Genomic DNA, 19132 nt, shown 5'->3' on the forward strand with positions numbered 1-19132 from the left:
GTCAAGCGAAATATTATTTCGCTATTTTACCTATTTCTCTGTTTAATTTTCAAAGACCAACTTGCTTGCCATCATGTGACGACAAGGAGTATTCTATCATATAAATAAGAGCACAATTTCATTCCATAGGTCCCCTAGCTTGATTATCTTCATATTCCTACATATAAGTGCAAATAATTCTATATTTCGCATTCCGATACGCAAGGCTAAGTATTACAAAAAAATAAGGATACCAATCTGGTACCCTTATTTTTCGATTCTTCCTATAACGGTGGATATAGCTACTGTTAAATCAGAGATAGATTTATTGAGAGCCTCAATTTTCTTCTCAAATCTTACTAGCAAATATATACTCACACCTATAGGGAAGCCAACTGTATTAACCAGTTTAACAAATGCATCATACATGAAGCATTACCTCCCTCACCGTTACAAATAATATATATGCTTATTCTAATTATTTTGCATATTTTTTTATTTCTTGGTAATTTGTATTATTTATATAAATATAAACATTATTCGTGAAATTATTGAGCATATTAATATAAGAAGCAAGAATCTTAATGCTTCTTATTAAAAATTTATATCAAAATAATGAGAGGAGAAAATACTATGGAAGAAAATTTTTTATATAGAAAATACATTAATTCGGATTTTCATAATTACTGCGAGTTATTTGAAAATGTTTATTCTCACAAAATAGACAAAGAATTTTTTGAATGGAAGCATAATTTAAAAGGATCAATCAATAAGGAACCCTTTATTTATTTAGTATTCAACGAAACTGGGAATCTTATAGGTGCAAATTCATTTTTTGAAAGTAAATTTAAACAAAATAACAAAATTTATAATGCAGTCCAATCTGGAGATACAATGGTTCATATGGATTATAGAGGAAAAGGACTTTTTAAGAAAATAATTCAATTTGCATTTGTAGACTTAAAAAATTATGGAGTTGATTTTATATTTGGATTTGCTAATAATAATTCACACCCAGGCTTTGTTAAATTAGGATTTGAAACCCTTTATAAGGTGAATAATTATTTAAAGATATTAAATTATGAACTAATTATACAGAAGAAGTTAAGCCGTATACCATTTGCTAATCTAATTGGTAAGTCCATAGATACTTTTAAAAAAAGTGTTCACCTTGCATCAAATTACAATATAACTATAACTGCAAGTATTACAAAAGAAATTACAGACTTTATTTCTTCTAATATAAGCAATGACCTAGCACAAATAAAAGATTCAGCATTATTAAATTGGAAGTATTTCGAAAAACCTAATTCAAATTATGAATTGTTAGTAATAAAGAAAGATTCAATTATAGAAGGCGTTTTCATTACTAGAATAGAAAGTCAAGGTATGAAAAGTGCCGCTGTTATGGAATACTTCATGAAAAATCAAGACGACTTTCATAAGATCCTAAAGGCTGTAATCCAATATTATAGAAATAAAAATATTGGCTACTTAGGGACTTGGGAAATAGGTTCGAATGTATATAAAAATGCATTATTAAAGAATCACTTAATTAAAAGAAATTTAGAAATATACTTTATAGTCAAATTACTTAATGAAAAAGTAACAGAGGTCTTGGATTTAAATCTTTGGCATATTGTTAATGGCGATTCAGATACGGTATAAAAATTAATTTTGGAGGTCTATATCCATGAAAATGAAAATCAAGAAAGTGATTAAATTTTTTTATTACAAGTTATATGAAATATTAAATTATTTTTATATAGTTTATATTAAGAATAAAAATAAACTAAAGAACGAGATTTCTATAAGTAGCAATTTGGATGGTGAAACTATATTAATACTTGCACCGCATATCGATGATGATATTATTGGATGTGGAGGAGCAATTTTAAGATATTTATCTGAGAATAAGGATGTTTATATAGTATACCTCACTAATAGTGGCAAACAGGGAAGTCAACCGGAAAAATCTAAGGTTGTTGAAGAAAGAAAGTTAGAGGCTATTAATGTGGCTTACGCATTAAACTTAAAAAAGGAAAAACTGTTTTTTTTGAATGGAGAAGATGGTGATTTAATTAATTCCAAAATTGATAATGAGCTTAAAAATATTATTAATTCTGTTAATCCTGATACGATTTTCATGCCCTGCTTCCTTGATTCACACAACGACCATTTCGCTGTCACCAAAACATTATGGAACATAAACAATAAAAATTGCAATTTATTTACCAATGTCAACTTATATCTATATGAATCACAAAGTCCTTTTACACCGCTATATTCAAATGTATTTTTAGATATTACAGATATTTACAAAACTAAGAAAATGCTTTTAAAGTTTTATATTTCTCAAACTTCAGATTTTAAATTTTCATATTATATAAGTAAAATTAATGGCTATACATTTAATAATAAAACATTATGCGAGGCATATATAAAAACTACCTTTTCAAATTATTTTAATTTGTATACTGAACATTGTGGTAGTTTTGAAAATTATTTAAAAATTAAAAATCAAATTATTCCATATGGTTATAGTGACACATTGATTAAAAGTTACAACAGTAGTTTTAAGTTTAAATCCATATTAAAAAAATTATAGAGAGCTAGGATATAAAATATACGTAAAAAAACATGGAACTTCAGATTACAGTTCCATGTTTTTACCTTTTTATATTCTCACTTTATTTTGACGCTATCTATACCCATTTCTTTTATCTATTGTCTCATCTCTCATTTCTGATTTCATACCATTAATAGCATCTTGTCTTCTATCATTCTTTTCTTCTAGTGTTCTTTTGATTTTTCCATCCTCTGTTTCTTCAATAGCTTCTTCAGTAAGATGAAAATTTTCAATAGTATTGCTAATGTTATGTTGTATTTTATCTGCGTTATCTCTTCTGTCATCTGCTTTATTTTTCATCATAATTTTATATCTCCTCTTTGATTTAATAGTTCATCCACTATTATTATATCTACAAAAATATTTATTATACCCCAAATAAAAATACACGAATTTTATTAAATTATTCTCTATTTAATCACAATATTTAAAATGTTTTGGATACTTATTGACACTTATAGATAGAGGTTTGGTTTCTAGGGTCCGACTGTTCTGTTTTAGTATAGAAATGCCGGATATACCTGGAGAACTTGTGAAAGTCTCAACAATCCTTGCAAGTATAAATGCAAATATTGTGAAGTTAGATCATACTGAATCTCACATGACTGATGTCACGTGGTTCTTATCTTATTAAACTTCCATAATACTCTCATTTATAGGGATAATATTTCATCTATATCTTACAACATATAATGACTCATTTAATTATAATAAGACTTTTACTACCAAAGACTACAATTAGCCTATTCGCGATAGTATAATGGCTCGGTTCAAAACCATTTTTTTATATTTATATCCCCATACTAGATATTAGTTTAATACCATTTTCTTTTAAGGATTTAAGTCTATTAATTTCACCATCATGTAACTGCTTAAAATTATCATAAGTTTCAAAACATAATTCTCTATTAATTTTTTCTAAATCATTGCTAACATTCATTATTAAAAATGCTGAATAACAGTCCCTTTGAATTCCAATAGACACATCCCATCTATCTTTTAATTCTTTTTTAGTGTATTTATCATTAAAATGATTGTACATACTAGCCTTAACTTTATGTGTATTTATTTTTAAGATTTCCAGTTCCTCATATTTAAGTTTTCTATTAATTATCTCTATTAATTTAGAAGGTGCTCTACTCGCTAAGGATTTACCGAATCTTTTCTTCTTATTAAATTTACCTGTATTAGCATTAATGGTGGTTTTCTTACTTCTTTTTTGTAGTCCCTTAAAATTCATGTTTTCAACTAATATTCTATCACCTAATGAAATTATATAATTTGCCAACTTCTCGTGGGATTGTTTTCTAACATCAGTTTGTTTCCTTTGAACATCTCTTAAATCCATTTGAGTTTTAATATATTTATTAGACTTAACCCATGTTAATTTCTCTTTCTTTCCATTACTTATAATACCAAATTTTATAGTTCCATCACTATTATAGTTATTTGGATTATTTGCACGTCTTTGTCTATCTAATTTTCTTGACAATTTAGTTTTTATATCCTGAATGTTATTAATTTCAGGACATAACTCTAATAATTTAACATCATAATTGCTAGATATTGCAATTGTTTGGGTTCCTATATCTATTCCAACATTGCCTATCCCAATACTTCCTTTTATATCACCAGTTTCTTTATTATATTTTACTGGCGGTATACCCTCCATTATTAATTGCGCATAGTACTTATATTTACCACGGATAAATTTTCTTACTATTCTGCAATATTTAATTCTATCTTGAATAGCCTTTTGAGCATAAATATCATTAGATTTTATAATTATTGGAATTGTAAGTCCATTCCATTTAATAATCCCGTCTCTATAAGTTATCCCACTTTTATTCCATTTACCTTCAACACTTCTTAGTTCATCATATTTAATAAAATTAACCCTTTGTGCATCTTTAAATATTAACTTTTCTAATGCTTTAGAGGCTCTACTTGCCGATGCTTGAGCGGTTTTATTATCTATATTTTTATTGAAAGGTTTATACATTGGTGTCATTTCATTTATAAGTGAATATTCATTAATCCCATATTCTCCTAATAAATCATTTATCTCTTTGTATTTTTCTTTTCTTAGTTTATCATTTATTTTAGATTTTTTACTTTCTTCATCTTTAAAGTATAATTTATTAATCTCTGCTAATTCTTTTCTTAGTTTTCTATATATCTTTAATTCGCTTAAAGCATTAAATTTCTTTAACCCTGCTGCTAAAATTGCATTGTAAAGTTTTCTACATATTTCAAATCTTTTATTTAATATTGATTCATCTCTATTATTAGTATCTAATTTAATAGTTAAAACATAAGTAGGAGTTGTTTTTCTTGGCATGAATATTTACCTCCATTTCTGCTTTTGCTATACTATTATTATTTCCTATATATACATTTATTATAACAAAACTCATGCGAACTTACATTCTATTTATAAATTCTAAAGATGCTTTTACTATCGTAAAAGAACCACTAACTCACGACTGAAATCACAAGTGTGCGTGGTTTAGCTATCAATTTAAAACTAAGGATCGTTTTATGCAGGTTCAACTTGAAATTACTACAGAAACAAATGGACATGAGCATGTGACCACAATTATAAATGAATTAAACAAGGGTGGATATAAGGTTCATAAAATATATTAATTCACTGTTTTAAATTTAATAATGGCTAATCATTATTTGATTAGCTATATAATCTCCCATTTTTTCTGTTGTAGCGTAGATCATACCTGGCTGCATTATATCTATTGTGCGATACCCACTATCTAAAGTTTTATAAACAGATTTCTCAATTGCATTTGCAATTTCCTCCATTTTAAAGCTGTAGCGAAACATCATAGCAGCACTCATTATTGTGCCTATTGGATTGGCTAAATCTTGCCCTGCAATATCTGGCGCAGAACCATGAATGGGCTCAAACAATCCAACAGATGAGATGCCTAGACTTGCAGATGGTAACATGCCGAGTGATCCAGTAAGCATGGAAGCTTCATCACTCAAAATATCACCAAACATATTCTCTGTAACAATGACATCAAATTGATGCGGATCCCGAATAAGCTGCATTGCCGCATTGTCTACATACATATTATTTAATTCTACGTCTTTATAATTTTTAGAAATAGATTGTACTACCTCTCTCCAAAGTCTAGAACTTTCAAGCACATTAGCTTTATCTACTAAGGTTAGCTTTTTATTTCTTACCCTTGCAATTTCAAACGCCATTTTTGTAATTCTTTCTATTTCATAGGTGGAATACTCAATTACATCCCACGCCTTTTGTCCATTTGCTAAATCTACTCGTTTCTTCTCTCCAAAATAGGCTCCTCCGATTAATTCTCTAACAATCATAATATCCAAATTATCACCTAATACCTCTTCCTTTAAATTGGAAGCGGACTTTAACTGCGGAAAAAGAATGGCTGGCCTTAAATTTGCAAATACACCCAATTCTTTTCTTAGCCCTAGTAGCCCAGCTTCAGGTCTTAATTCCCCAGGTAGCGCATCCCATTTCGGACCTCCTACAGCACCAAGTAACACGGCATCACTGGCATTACAAAGATCAATGGTTTCCATAGGTAGCGGGATTCCCGTTTTATCAATAGCAGCCCCACCCAGTAGCGCTTCTCTTATCGCAAAGCTAATATTATATTTAGAAGAAATTGCAGTAAGTACTTTCACTGCCTGTTTTATCACCTCAGGACCAATTCCATCTCCAGGTATTGTAACTATTTTTAACATTCACTCACCCCTTTTACAATGTAGTTTATTAACCCTCCTGCTTTTATAATCTCCATCATGAAATCTGGAAAGGGCTGAGCAGTATAACTCTTATCTTTTGTAATATTTCTTATTATTCCCCTATTAAAATCTACTTCAATTTGATTTCCTTCTTCTATATCTTTTGTTGCTTCTTCACATTCCATAATAGGTAGCCCTATATTTATAGCATTCCTATAGAAAATTCTCGCGAAATTCTCAGCTATAATGCAGGAAATTCCTGATGCTTTTATTGCTATAGGTGCATGCTCTCTAGAAGAGCCACATCCAAAATTCTTTCCAGCCACAATAATGTCTCCCTTTCGAACCTTTTGGCTAAAATTTGCATCTAAATCCTCCATACAATGGAGGGCTAACTCTTTTGGATCACTGCTACTTAAGTATCTTGCGGGTATGATAACATCTGTATCCACATTATTTCCGTACACTATTGCATTTCCCTTTACCATATTGCTACCTCCTCAGGCGAAGAAATTTTTCCAGTAATTGCAGAAGCCGCTGCCACAGCTGGGCTTGAAAGATATACTTCACTACCCGGATGCCCCATTCTCCCTACAAAATTTCGATTGGTAGTTGCTATGGCCCTTTCCCCCTTTGCAAGAATCCCCATATGACCTCCAAGGCAAGGACCACAGGTTGGCGTACTTACCACACACCCCGCCTTTATAAATATTTCTAAAAGCCCTTCTTGCATTGCTTCAAGGTATATTCTTTGGGTTGCAGGTATAATAATAGCTCTTATTCTTTGATGTACCTTTTGTCCCTTTAATACCTTAGCGGCCATTCTCAAATCTTCAATTCTTCCGTTGGTACAAGAACCAATTACTACTTGATCTATTAAGACTTCTCCCACCTCATCAATGGTTCTTGTGTTTTCTGGAAGATGCGGAAATGCTACAGTTGGGCGAATGCTACACAAATCAATTTCTATGGTCTTTATATACTTTGCATCCTCATCTGCCTTGTATATGATAAACTCCTTTTGTGAATGACTCTTCACATATTCTATTGTTTTTTCATCCACGGGAAAAATGCCATTCTTTGCGCCAGCTTCTATTACCATATTGGCCATAGTAAAACGATCATCTATAGAAAGTTCAGATATGCCTTCACCAACAAACTCCATAGACTTATAGAGCGCACCATCTACCCCAATTTTTCCTATTATGTGTAAAATAACATCTTTACCACAAACCCAAGGTGATAAACTACCTTTTAATTCAAATTTTATTGCTTCTGGAACCTTAAGCCAGGCTTCTCCGGCGGCCATTCCCGCTGCCATATCTGTACTTCCAATTCCTGTAGAAAAAGCGCCTAGAGCACCATAGGTACAGGTATGCGAATCTGCTCCTATAACCAAATCTCCACAAACTACCAATCCCTTTTCAGGAATTAGTGCATGTTCAATTCCCATTTGACCTATTTCAAAATAATTTTCTATTTCCATTTCTCTTGCAAATTCCCGAGTGCATTTACACTGCTCTGCAGATTTTATATCTTTATTTGGCGTAAAGTGATCTGGCACAATGGCAATTTTCTTCTTATCAAAAACTGCCATTGCACCTATTTTTTTAAATTCATTGATAGCTACAGGTGTGGTAATATCATTTCCAAGAACTAAATCTAATTTCACTTTAATAAGCTGCCCGGTTGCTACTGTGCTAAGGCCTGCATGTACTGCCAATATCTTCTGTGTCATTGTCATACCCATTTTACATTTCTCCCTTCTACCAATTCCCTATTTACTAATAAATAATTTATACCCTTATGACTGTGACCTCATATTACTTCAGTAGTTGCACTATAATAGGATTTATTAATTGCATTCACAAAAGCCTTTGCGCTTGCTTCTACAATATCTGTGCTTATTCCATTTCCTACAAAAATATTACTGTCTTTTTCAATTTTTACTATTACTTCTCCTAATGCATCCCGTCCACCTCCGATAGCCTTTAAATAGTAATCATTAAGAATTACATTTACTCCTATGGCTTTTTCAATGGAATTGAAGGTAGCATCTACCGGCCCATATCCAGTGGAAACTTGTTCTACCATTTTATTTTCAAAAGAGACCTTTACTGTTGAAGTTGAGGCAATCCCATTGCCACTTATAATATTAAAATACTCAAGCTTAAAGTATTCTGGTACCTTGACAGCTTCTTGTCTTACCATTGCTTCAATATCATTATCAGAAACTGACTTCTTTTTATCCGCTAAAGCTTTAAATTCCAAAAATGCTTCATTGATTTTTTCTAAACTTAAATTTATATAACCTAAGTGTTTAAGTCTATCTTCAAAGGCGTGCCTACCAGAATGTTTTCCTAGCACCAATAAACTTTTCTTTAGTCCTACAGATTCAGGAGTCATAATTTCATAAGTTTCTCTACAATTTAATACCCCATGCTGATGAATCCCTGATTCATGGGCAAATGCATTTGCGCCTACAATAGCTTTGTTTGGTTGTACTTGAATTCCTGTCATATGACTCACTAAGCTACTAGTGCGAGTGATTTCTTCTGAAATAATATTTGTTTCACATTGAAAATAATCCCCCCGAGTTTTCAAAGCCATAACCAATTCTTCCAGTGAAGCATTTCCCGCTCTCTCTCCGAGTCCATTCATCGCACACTCTATTTGGACGGCGCCACTTTGTATTGCAGAAAGTGAGTTTGCCACGGCAAGTCCCAAGTCATTATGACAATGTACACTGATGATTGCTTTATGGATATTGGGCACATTTTTTTTAATCCCTTCAATTAAAGACCCGTATTCTAAGGGTGTTGTATATCCCACCGTATCTGGTATATTAACCACATCTGCTCCTGCATCTATTACAGCTTCTAATATTTTATATAAAAATGCTTTTTCTGTTCTTGTTCCATCCTCAGGTGAAAATTCAACACTTGGACATAATGATTTTGCATAGGTAACCATCTCTACTGCTTTATTTAATACTTCCTCTGGGCTCATCTTTAACTTAAATTCCATATGAAGATTGGAGGTAGCAATAAAGGTATGAATCCTAGGCCTTTCAGAATACTTAAGAGCCTCCCAAGCTCTATCTATATCTTTTTTAGTAGTCCTTGCCAGTGCTGTAATTACAGGTCCTTTTATTTCTTTTGCAATAGCCTTAACTCCTTCAAAATCGCCATCGGAAGCAATTGGAAATCCTGCCTCAATTGCATCTACTCCCAGTTTCCGTAGCGCTCTTGCAATCTCTAATTTTTCCTTTCCGTTCAAACTTACTCCTGGAGTTTGTTCGCCATCACGTAATGTAGTATCAAAGATAAATATCTTCTTTATTTCTGCTTCTTTTTCCCTCATTTTAACCCTTCCTTCTATTTATTTTTGTTCCAATACGTCATTTTTCTAAGCTTAGGATTTTGGGTATAAAAAAATAGACCTCTTGCCCTTTGGGGCGAAAAGTCTATCGCGGTACCACCCATTTTTATATCTTAATTTTATAACGATGTATAATCACTATACACCGGCACAGCTTACGACATATTATGTTTTCAGCTTACAACTCAAGGGTGAGATTCAACATCTGAAATTATGGGTTCACACCGCTACCCACTCTCTGAAAATTTTCATGACATTTACTATTCCTATCACAGTTTTTAAATTATTTAGTTTTATTGTTTTTTGAAGCTTCATCTCTGAAAATATTTCAAATAAATTTGAGCATAAAAAAATAGACCTTTCGTTTTGGGGCGAAAAGTCTATCGCGGTACCACCCATTTTTATATCTCCATTTTTTAACGATATATAATTTATATACACCGGCACGGCTTACCTTATATGTTCTATATATAATTCAATATATAATTAATATATAATTTCAGCTTACAACTCAAGGGTGAGTTTCAACATTAGCAATCTATGGGGCTTACACCATCTCCCACTCTCTGAAAAATATGCATGATGTTTACTTTCCCTATCTCAGTTTTCTCAATATTCAAATTTATTTTATGTATTGTTGCTTAGTATACTTCATGGAATTTTCTTTGTCAATATTTATTTAAGAATATTTTTGAATATTGATCTTATCTTAGCATTTACTGTTGCATCTTCTCACTTTTAATTTCCTGCAACGCCTTTAATACTTCATAATATTCCTTATCTAGTTTCTTGGGATCATCCTTTTTAGAAGGCATGGAAATTTTACTGATAAGTTCTGACAACCTATTTTCATATACAAAAGCTTGATTTTCTAATGCTTTCTCCTTTTCGTCTGTTTTAATATCCCTCTTTTCCATATATTCTTCATAACTGCCCCGAGCGGTGATCAATTTGTGATTTTCTATGGATAATATACTATTTGCAACAGTACTTATAAATCTTCTGTCGTGGGAGACAAACAGAAGCGTTCTCTCATATTCCACTAGTGCCGCTTCTACAACCTCTAAGGAGTATATATCCAGATAATTTGTTGGTTCATCCAAAATAAGTAGATTAATATCACTCAAAAATACCTTTGCAAAGGAAGCCTTTACTCTTTCTCCTCCACTTAATACCTGAATTTTCTTATAAACCTCTTCTTTTTTAAATAGAAGCCTGCTCAAAAGGATTCGGGCAAAAGTTTCATCATAAATACTATTTTCCATTACATTTTCTAGAATACTTAGCTTTTCATTAAGAATATTCATGTCCTGGCTAAAGTAGCCTATTTTCGCACTCTTAGCTGTTTTAATTGATATGTCTCCTTCTAAAATCATCTTAATAAGCGTACTCTTTCCACTACCATTAGGCCCTATAAGCGCAGTTCTTGAGCTGTTATAAATATCAAACTCTGTATTACTAAATATAATTTTTTCTCCAAAAGACTTATTTATTTTCTTTCCTGAAATAACTATTTTACTATAAAGCTCACCATTTTCTAATGCATCTAACTTAATGCTTTGTATTTTTCGAGGCTTTTCTTTTACCTCAAGATGATCTATTCTAGCTTTCATGTTCGTTGCTGATCTATCTAGGTTGGCTTTTGCCTTCTGGTTTCCCATTTTACTATGAAGTCTTGCTTCTGAATTTCCCATTCTTGCTGGAGCCTTTCTCATAGTCTTTACCTTTTGTTTTGTGTCATTTATGGCCTCCTCAAGCTTCTTTTTCTCTTTACCATATTTCTGAAATTCAAATAATCCTCTTTCTATTTCTAAATCCTTTTGAAGCTTAAAGGCTGTGTAATTACCCTTATATTCCTTAAGCTTGACCCCATCTATCTCTAGTATCTTATTGCATAGCTTATCTAGAAACTCCCTGTCATGAGATATGATTACAATGGCGCCCTTATATTGCTTAAACTTGTTATCAAGAAGGTCTATACCCTCCATATCCAAATTACTGGTAGGCTCATCTGCAAATATTATATCACTTGCACCATCAAAACATTTAGCCATCTTAAATCTTGTTTTTTCACCACCGCTTAAATGATTGCTCCAGTTATGCACAGTTCCAAATTTATTAGCTGCTCTTTTGTCTATATCATCATATTCTTTGGAGCCAAGTTGATCTAGCACACTATAACTTCCGTATCTTTTAACCCAGCCTTCGTCTGGCTGGGCTTCTCCGCAAAGTATATTTATAAGTGTAGTCTTACCTTCGCCATTAAGTCCCACAAGGCCAATCCGGTCCTCTGAGTATATTTTTAAATTTTCTATATCAAGAATAATTCTATCTCCATAATACTTTTTTATATTTCCACCTTCAATTAATAGCATAAAAAAAACCCCTCCTATTATTTGGAGAGGATAATACTTTGTTTTAGTTTAATAATTATCATAAAAACACCCTATAGCATTAAAAATAATGCCCACAGAGATAATATTTAAGGTAATATTCACATCAACAAGATAATATCCACTCACAGTTTTAATAAAATGCACAACAAAAAAATCCTCAATAGGGGAATTTTTTATCGTCTTATTAAAAAAAATTCTTTAAGTGAATTATTTTCTCATATCTCTAAATACCTTACCTTTCATAGATTATATCTAATTATAGAATTAAGAATATTTATTGTCAATGCCTAAAAGTTCAATCACTCAACTCTCAGGCATGGAGGAGGTGAGTGATTTTTGAGGCTTGTAGAAGAATATCTTAATATTGTTTTATAACTTGTGAATTGGGGACCATAAGGCAATTGAAACCTCAACCCCCTTGGAAACAGCGGCAATCGCGAATACAGCAACTGGACTGATTGAATTCGAAACTAAACTACCTACCATCATGCCAAGCGGCATAGCCAGGCGGGTAAACACACGAGAGAAACCAAGCACTCTTCCTAACATATTCGAAGGGACAGTTTCCTGCCGTATCGATGTCGAAAGCGTGTTCCAGGCCACATTGCAGATTGTAACGATACCAAAGGCGATTCCTGGACCTAGCCAAAACCGGGTAACTAATGCATACAGAAAACCACATGTCCCTACAATTAAGAGTATAGGTATAAGTACTCCCCGTCGAAAATAGCGTTCCAAAGGAACTATGATAATACTTCCCACTAAACCACCAAGTCCAAGAAGCGCGTAGTTATAGCTAATTTGGGCCGCATTTAGATGTAGTGTAGAGAGGAGGTAGAACATCAAAACTCCATAGGCTGCACTGTACCCAAAGTTGCCAATCATGGCCTGTAGTGAGAGACTAAAATTCAACTTGTCATGAATTAAAAAATGCAGTCCCTCCCCCATTCCATGAAAAATCTCGCTTAATCGCGCTTTTGCAACCGGTTTTCCCAAGGTCTTTATTCTCCATATGGCCCATAATGTCCCTGCGAAAGATACGACATCAAACCATAACGTACGGTAGCCTCCGAGAGTGGTTATCATAATACCGGCAAGAATAGGACCAATTAAATCACCGGCTTGATTGACTAATTGATACGATGCATTTGCCTTAGTAAGGTTTTTATTGCCTATTATATTGGGGATAGCAGCTACAACCGATACGTCAAAAAGTAGTGAAAACCCTGCCAAAAGAAATGATACAACATAGAGTTGCCAAAGTTGCAAGATGCCCAGCATTTGCATGAATGGAACGAAAGCGACTAGAATCGCTCGTGTTACATCAGCGAACATCATAAGTCGCCTACGATCCCAGTGATCAACAAACATACCAATTATTGGACCAAATAACACAACCGGCAATACACTGACTGCATACATTGAACCCATAACAATAACTGAATGTGTTAGTTCATATGAAATCCATGGTATGGCAAAGGTGTAAAGTGCGTCACCTAGTCTCGAAACTAGCTGTCCAATTAGGAAAATAAGAAATTCAAAGGGCAACTGTTTCGAGATAGAATTGCCCAATCGTTGTGGAAGCAGTCTTAGAACTGAACTATGCTCATTCTTCGATTCTTTAAAATATTTATTATACATTTAATCACCTCTAATAAAGATACACTTAAGTACAATGCTTGTCTGATTTATTGTGTCCACCAGCCAAGACAAACAGCAACACTTTGTTAGCTGAAGTCCATATGCCCACTTTACAAATGTTTCTAAAGCTTTTTCTTGAGAATATAATAATGCTAACCAGCATTATGTATAATTATCAATTTATAAGTGTCATATTTTGTACTCCAATTGAATGTCAAAAGGCTCATGGTTAGCAATTTCATCATTAATTTCTTTTGCATCCACACATCCAGCAGCTATATAAAATTGTTGGGTTTCTTCTGCTGGATGCCCTGACATATAAAGTTTTTTTGCACCCCATTCTTTAGCTTTTTTAACACATAAGGTAAACAATCGTTTCCCAAGTCCTAATCGCCTATACTCACTAGAAATGTGTAGTTGCATTAATTGTACATATTGATTTTGACTTCCAAAAAAATTATGTAGTAACGATGCAAATGCTATGAGGTTGTCATTATAAAACATGCCAAAAACAATTCCGCCACTATTTATACAATTGATAAAATCTTCATTAACAATTTCTCGTTTTAATTCATTATCCCAATTCTCAATAAATGGGTTTTTTATCAATAATTTTTTATCGTCAATTTTTCTCCAAACATTTAAAATTTTCTGGTAACGATTAAAATATTCTAATAAATCTGGCACTAAATCAACTTCTTTCAATTCCCTAATTTCTATATCCATTGATTATTTCCTCCTTTTGTATCATATATAATTTTTCTTTATTATATCTTAATATTAAACTGTTGTGTATATTGACGAATACTCTTGGTATATGTTACCTATAATAATATTATAAAACACTTTAAATTTTAATCAAATTCATATATAATTATTATATAAACTATAAGAGGGTGAAATACTTTGGACAAAGAATTAATAAAATCATTAAGCGATTTATTAGATGAAAAATTGACTCCAATAAAAACCGATTTAAAGAGCATAAAATCTCAGCAAGAGGAAAGTATATCAATACTAAGAGCATTAGAACATAAATCGGATATTAATAAAGCTGAGCATGATAAATTATTTAATGATATTGCTAACCTTTCTGGTAGTGTAGAGAATATGAGAAAAGATCTTTCTGCTGTAGAAGTTGTTACTGCTAGAAACATGGAAAATATAGCTCAACTAAAACTTGTAAAATAAAAAAATTTAGCCTGTTAACTTTTTTATAAAAGTTGCAGGCCTTTTATTTTTTATAAATAATCTTTTGCTATTTTTCCAATTGTATATGCCCCTAATAAGATTTCAACTGTAAGGGTTTGAAATTTTCTCCGCCTTTTCCTAGCCTCAAAACCGTACAAGCGACTTTCATCGCATCCGGCATGCCAACGAATAAACTTACTTGCCTCTATTGGCGTTCAACACGTATCTACCTCACTGTAGATTTGCGCATAAAATAAATTTTAAATTAGCTTTATACCTTTCGATTTTCTTAATTTTACTATGTGTTAGAAATGCTTTTGTTATAACCTTAGCGCTACCGCGCTTGGTGAAGGAATGTGCCTTAGCGATTGGTCATCGATTAACCTATATATATTACAAACCATAAAATTACATGTTACTATATAAAAAAAGCCACCAGCCAAATCGAATGGCAACATTTTGTTAAGTGATGTTTCAGGTCTTTTACTATCTACATGCGCAAGTTTACCCCTGATCGATTCTCTTCTAGTTTAATTTCTAAAATAAGAATAAAAAAGTACTAATATAATTTTTTACTCATTAGCTTGATTTAAACTTAGAATTATCATAATTATATGGAATACTTGTTCCTACAGCTACATCTTCAATTTTTTCGATGATTAGCCAGTCATCCATATTACTTTGACGATCAAATTCTAAAGGAGTAATTTCCTTAACATCTTTAAACTCAACTATGCATAAGCATTTTTTATGCCATCTTTCTTTTTGCTTACTAGATAGATTAAGCAGGCCTTGATTATCCTCAAGTGTTTTTACAATTTCATCCTCTGTCAATTTAACATAGTTTTGAACACTTACTACCGTAGCCATAGCAGAGATCTTTCCTGTTCCTTTTTTCATAAGGTACAACGTTTCACCTTCAAAAACTCTGCTATGTGGGATTTTCCTTCCTGCCGCACCTCTTACAATCATAGTTTTGGTACCAGCAAGGATTTTCTCAAAAACCTTCTCTTTGTCATCACAATATACCAAATGTACCATTCTTTAATTACTCCCTTCATTTTATATAAATAATTTTTATTTCGTCTAAAAATACAATTGTAACTTATCCCTTATATCACTAAAATCAAATCACTTAATGCGTAAATATAAATTTCCTTAGATCTGAAATTTATTTTGTATTATAATAAGATGGCGCATTTAAAAACTTTCATCTGTCAATTTTCAGCTTTGAAGCAACCAATGTAAACTCACCTGGAATGTTTTTATAGGAATCAAATCTCGGTCCTTCAACAAGTGTATCAATAATAAACCCAGCTGAAGCAAAAGAACTAATAATTTCACCCATAGTCCAATATCTTAAAAGGCACTTAGGGAACTCACTCTGTTCATTCTCTGGGAAAAACTTTTCATGTGCTACCTCACCAATTTGTAATGTGTTTTCAAAGTAATCACCTGTAAGTTCCAATGCGTCGTCACTTACAACAAAAATATCACGAACTTTAAATATTTTTCTAATAGGATGAAAATCATTTAAAACCAATTTACCCCCTATTTTTAGTAAATCATATATCTTTTTTGAAAACTCATTTAAATCTGAAAAGTAATGTAGTATTCCGCCTTCCAGGTAAACAATGTCGAAATTATTATACATTTCATCAATATTTAATTCTAAAAAGTCTGATACGATATATGTTAAATTTACACCTGCATCTTTAGCAACTTCCATTGCATATTTTCTATTATCTTCAGAAATATCTACAATAGTGACATCAGCACCAAGTATTGATAATGGAACTGCCTTTTTACCACAAGAACCAAGCAAATTAGCAATTCTCTTTCCTTTCACATCACCAAGATATTCAAGATGTCTTCGCAAGTGTTTTTCAGGTTGTTTTATCATATCTTTAGCAACATCACTGGGTAAGCCCAATTCATTCATCCAAAATTCATAGGCTTTATATGACCATGCTTTTTTATTTGTTTCACTTTGGTTGCTCATTAACTTTGTACCCCCTCTTTTCCTAAAATTCATAGAAAATTACGATTACGTCTCAATAAAATCAAAAACTTTTATGCAATCACTTTTTCACTTATTATAGTCACCTAATTGAGAGCTTTCTTTAAATAATTCAAGCATTTATTTACTTCAGTAAAATTAACTGTACCATCTTCCAAAAGTGATTTACTTTCTAGAGATAGTGAGCCTTTAAAATTCAATCTTTTCAATTCATTAAATAAACATTTAAAATCTATCTCCCCTTCTCCTGGCAAAAGATAGTTCTTTAATGAGTTTAATGAATACGCTTCCCCCTTATAATCGTGAATATGTAAATGTGTGATACATTCTTTTTCCCATAACCAATCTGTATCAAAAGTCTTCCATAATAAATCATGGTAAGATATCATTCTAATATCCAATACAACTTTTGTTTGAGGATATATATCTACAAGTTTTTTCAAATTGCTAATTGGGTCAGATTTTCTACATGGTATCGTCTCTACAGCTAAGCATATTCCATATTTATCAGCTATATTTAAACATTCCTCAAATGCAATAATATTATTTTGAAATTTATCGTCTGATAGAGGGAGCCCCCATAAATGTAAAACCATTAATTTTGCGTTAAGTTCTTTTGCAACCTCACAATTCAGTTTTAATATATCCATTCCATTTCTATAATTAATAGTATTTAATTCTGTAATAAGCGTACCTATATCCTTATCAGCGTGTACTACTGGAAATTTTAATCCACTTTTATATAACTTATCCGTTATAGTTTCAATTTCACTATACCAGTTAGGGTACATAACTAATTCAAGGCCATCAGCAGATAATTTCTGACCCTCTTCTAATATTATTTTGTAATCAGATTGATAAGGATACTCAGTTATAACTCCTGTTGAACAAAAAACTCTGTTCCTTTCCTTCATAAACACCATCCCCTTAACGTTTAATTATCCCTATGATTTACCTATATAATTTAGAAGTACAACTAATTTTTTATGAATGTGGCATATCTGCTAACTAGTGTCACCCCGACATTGGTAGTCATGTCACTACCTTCTTTCCACATTATAAGAACATGAGTTCTTATAATGGTCATTACCATAACATAAGCATATTATACCATCTTTTTCATTTTATGTGTATTGATTAATATTAGATAGTTAAGTATTGGTTTAATCTTCCCTTAGTCCTACCAGCCAGCCTAATATCAGAAAAATAATAAATTAGTGCTGGATGGAATTGTAGGTATAGATACCTGACAAAGCTTACTCTTATGATAAAAACCCCTACATCTTTATTGATGTAGGGGTTTAATTGCATTTACTATTATTCATGTTGTTTCTAATTCACTTATTCACAGTTATATCTTACATTTCTATTACGCTCTTTTGTTTTCAATACCCACCGGTTTATATGTTCTAAAAACTCAGTGTTTTCTCTTCATTTTATATTCCATGCTTGATTCTTTACTTATGCAATACATCTTTATAATCATTATTCTTATTCAATTCTGCATTTAATTTAAATAACTATACCATCTAATATTATCATCTAATTTTTTACATATAATATGAATAGTTAAAATAAACAATAAACATAAAATTGCTACATAGTATCCGTTAATTAATAAATCACAATATTTTATTATCAATAATTCTAATGGAACAAGACATAATATAGATACTAAAAATATTAAAAGAATTAATTTAATTTTGTTTTTTAAGCCTTTAAATTTCAAACATAATTTCTTATAAAAAAAATGAAGTATATATTTATACAGAAACCAGGTTAATAAAAATGTTACTATAATATTTAAATTAATGATGCCATCAAATATTTGAAATAGCAAGATAATTAGAGCCAAAAGACATAAATAAAAATTTAAATTTTTTAAAATATCTAATAATTTTACCCTCTTATTATTATAGTTTTCTACTATATTCTCACAAAAATTTTTAATATCATCTCCAACTATATCCGTAATAGGAGTTTCATTTTTTTGAGCTGATAAAAGCATATCCATCATATCTTCCTCAACTTCAATAGAAAATTTATTTGTAGGAGAAATATTACAACTCTGTAGATAAGTTAATATATCGAAATGAGCTATTAAATAGTCTCCAACTAATTTATTATTATCAATAGAATCTTTCAAAT

17 protein-coding genes and 2 other annotated features are annotated in these 19132 nt (G+C 31.6%); of the genes, 3 read left to right on the forward strand and 14 right to left on the reverse strand.

The features are described from left to right. Positions 1–246 precede the first annotated feature (246 nt). Positions 247–408 (reverse strand): YvrJ family protein, encoded by a 162-nt coding sequence (locus KPL50_RS14735; RefSeq protein WP_216299295.1) that lies wholly within the window; start codon positions 406–408, stop codon positions 247–249. A gap of 204 nt (positions 409–612) precedes the next feature. Between KPL50_RS14735 and KPL50_RS14740 the strand changes: the two genes are divergently transcribed. Both KPL50_RS14740 and KPL50_RS14745 read left to right on the forward strand, forming a co-directional pair. Next, positions 613–1647, forward strand: coding sequence for a GNAT family N-acetyltransferase (locus KPL50_RS14740; protein ID WP_216299296.1), 1035 nt, complete (start codon positions 613–615; stop codon positions 1645–1647). Positions 1648–1672: 25 nt separating this feature from the next. Next, complete coding sequence (locus KPL50_RS14745; RefSeq protein WP_216299297.1) at positions 1673–2587, forward strand: PIG-L deacetylase family protein; 915 nt, start codon at positions 1673–1675, stop codon at positions 2585–2587. A gap of 93 nt (positions 2588–2680) precedes the next feature. On the opposite strand, the gene KPL50_RS14750 is transcribed toward KPL50_RS14745, so the two are convergent. The 9 genes from KPL50_RS14750 to KPL50_RS14790 all read right to left on the reverse strand — a co-directional run bounded on the left by KPL50_RS14750 (position 2681) and on the right by KPL50_RS14790 (position 14499). Beyond that, the gene (locus tag KPL50_RS14750; RefSeq protein ID WP_375372926.1) at positions 2681–2911 is read right to left on the reverse strand and encodes a small acid-soluble spore protein Tlp; all 231 of its coding nucleotides are present in this window, start codon (positions 2909–2911) and stop codon (positions 2681–2683) included. 487 nt (positions 2912–3398) lie between these two features. Beyond that, the gene (locus KPL50_RS14755; RefSeq protein ID WP_216299298.1) at positions 3399–4949 is read right to left on the reverse strand and encodes a transposase; all 1551 of its coding nucleotides are present in this window, start codon (positions 4947–4949) and stop codon (positions 3399–3401) included. A 323-nt stretch (positions 4950–5272) separates the two neighbouring features. Continuing rightward, positions 5273–6355, reverse strand: coding sequence for a 3-isopropylmalate dehydrogenase (leuB, locus tag KPL50_RS14760; RefSeq protein WP_216299299.1), 1083 nt, complete (start codon positions 6353–6355; stop codon positions 5273–5275). After that, positions 6349–6843: a 3-isopropylmalate dehydratase small subunit gene (gene leuD / locus KPL50_RS14765; protein WP_216299300.1), complete on the reverse strand. Its 495-nt coding sequence runs from the start codon at positions 6841–6843 to the stop codon at positions 6349–6351. Before leuD ends, leuB begins: the two co-directional genes overlap by 7 nt. Beyond that, on the reverse strand, positions 6837–8105 hold the full coding sequence (leuC, locus tag KPL50_RS14770; RefSeq protein ID WP_216299301.1) for a 3-isopropylmalate dehydratase large subunit: 1269 nt from the start codon (positions 8103–8105) through the stop codon (positions 6837–6839). Before leuC ends, leuD begins: the two co-directional genes overlap by 7 nt. 68 nt (positions 8106–8173) lie before the next feature. Beyond that, a complete protein-coding gene (locus KPL50_RS14775; RefSeq protein WP_216299302.1) occupies positions 8174–9718 on the reverse strand; it encodes a 2-isopropylmalate synthase in 1545 nt (514 codons plus the stop codon). Between the two features lie 87 nt (positions 9719–9805). Beyond that, positions 9806–10018 (reverse strand) — a binding site (T-box leader). Between the two features lie 82 nt (positions 10019–10100). Continuing rightward, positions 10101–10347: a binding site (T-box leader), on the reverse strand. Positions 10348–10452: 105 nt separating this feature from the next. After that, complete coding sequence (gene abc-f / locus KPL50_RS14780) at positions 10453–12111, reverse strand: ribosomal protection-like ABC-F family protein (RefSeq protein ID WP_216299303.1); 1659 nt, start codon at positions 12109–12111, stop codon at positions 10453–10455. Positions 12112–12501: 390 nt separating this feature from the next. Next, positions 12502–13773 carry an MFS transporter gene (locus KPL50_RS14785; protein ID WP_216299304.1) on the reverse strand — a complete coding sequence of 424 codons (1272 nt, stop codon included), beginning with the start codon at positions 13771–13773 and terminating at the stop codon, positions 12502–12504. Between the two features lie 189 nt (positions 13774–13962). Beyond that, a complete protein-coding gene (locus tag KPL50_RS14790) occupies positions 13963–14499 on the reverse strand; it encodes a GNAT family N-acetyltransferase (protein WP_216299305.1) in 537 nt (178 codons plus the stop codon). A gap of 180 nt (positions 14500–14679) precedes the next feature. Here KPL50_RS14790 and KPL50_RS14795 point away from each other — a divergent pair, with 180 nt between their 5' ends. Continuing rightward, on the forward strand, positions 14680–14964 hold the full coding sequence (locus KPL50_RS14795) for a hypothetical protein (protein ID WP_216299306.1): 285 nt from the start codon (positions 14680–14682) through the stop codon (positions 14962–14964). 579 nt (positions 14965–15543) lie between these two features. Here KPL50_RS14795 and KPL50_RS14800 read toward each other — a convergent pair. From KPL50_RS14800 to KPL50_RS14815, 4 genes are all read right to left on the reverse strand, one after another. Beyond that, positions 15544–16005, reverse strand: coding sequence for a hypothetical protein (locus tag KPL50_RS14800; protein ID WP_216299307.1), 462 nt, complete (start codon positions 16003–16005; stop codon positions 15544–15546). A 169-nt stretch (positions 16006–16174) separates the two neighbouring features. Next, positions 16175–16966 carry a class I SAM-dependent methyltransferase gene (locus KPL50_RS14805; protein ID WP_216299308.1) on the reverse strand — a complete coding sequence of 264 codons (792 nt, stop codon included), beginning with the start codon at positions 16964–16966 and terminating at the stop codon, positions 16175–16177. Positions 16967–17070: 104 nt separating this feature from the next. Further along, complete coding sequence (locus KPL50_RS14810) at positions 17071–17898, reverse strand: sugar phosphate isomerase/epimerase (RefSeq protein ID WP_216299309.1); 828 nt, start codon at positions 17896–17898, stop codon at positions 17071–17073. Positions 17899–18491: 593 nt separating this feature from the next. Continuing rightward, positions 18492–19130, reverse strand: coding sequence for a DUF1048 domain-containing protein (locus KPL50_RS14815; protein WP_216299310.1), 639 nt, complete (start codon positions 19128–19130; stop codon positions 18492–18494). Between the last annotated feature and the right edge of the window lie 2 nt (positions 19131–19132).

Origin of the sequence: Clostridium sp. CF012, from assembly GCF_018861755.1 — a bacterium.
Taxonomy (GTDB): domain Bacteria; phylum Bacillota; class Clostridia; order Clostridiales; family Clostridiaceae; genus Clostridium_AD.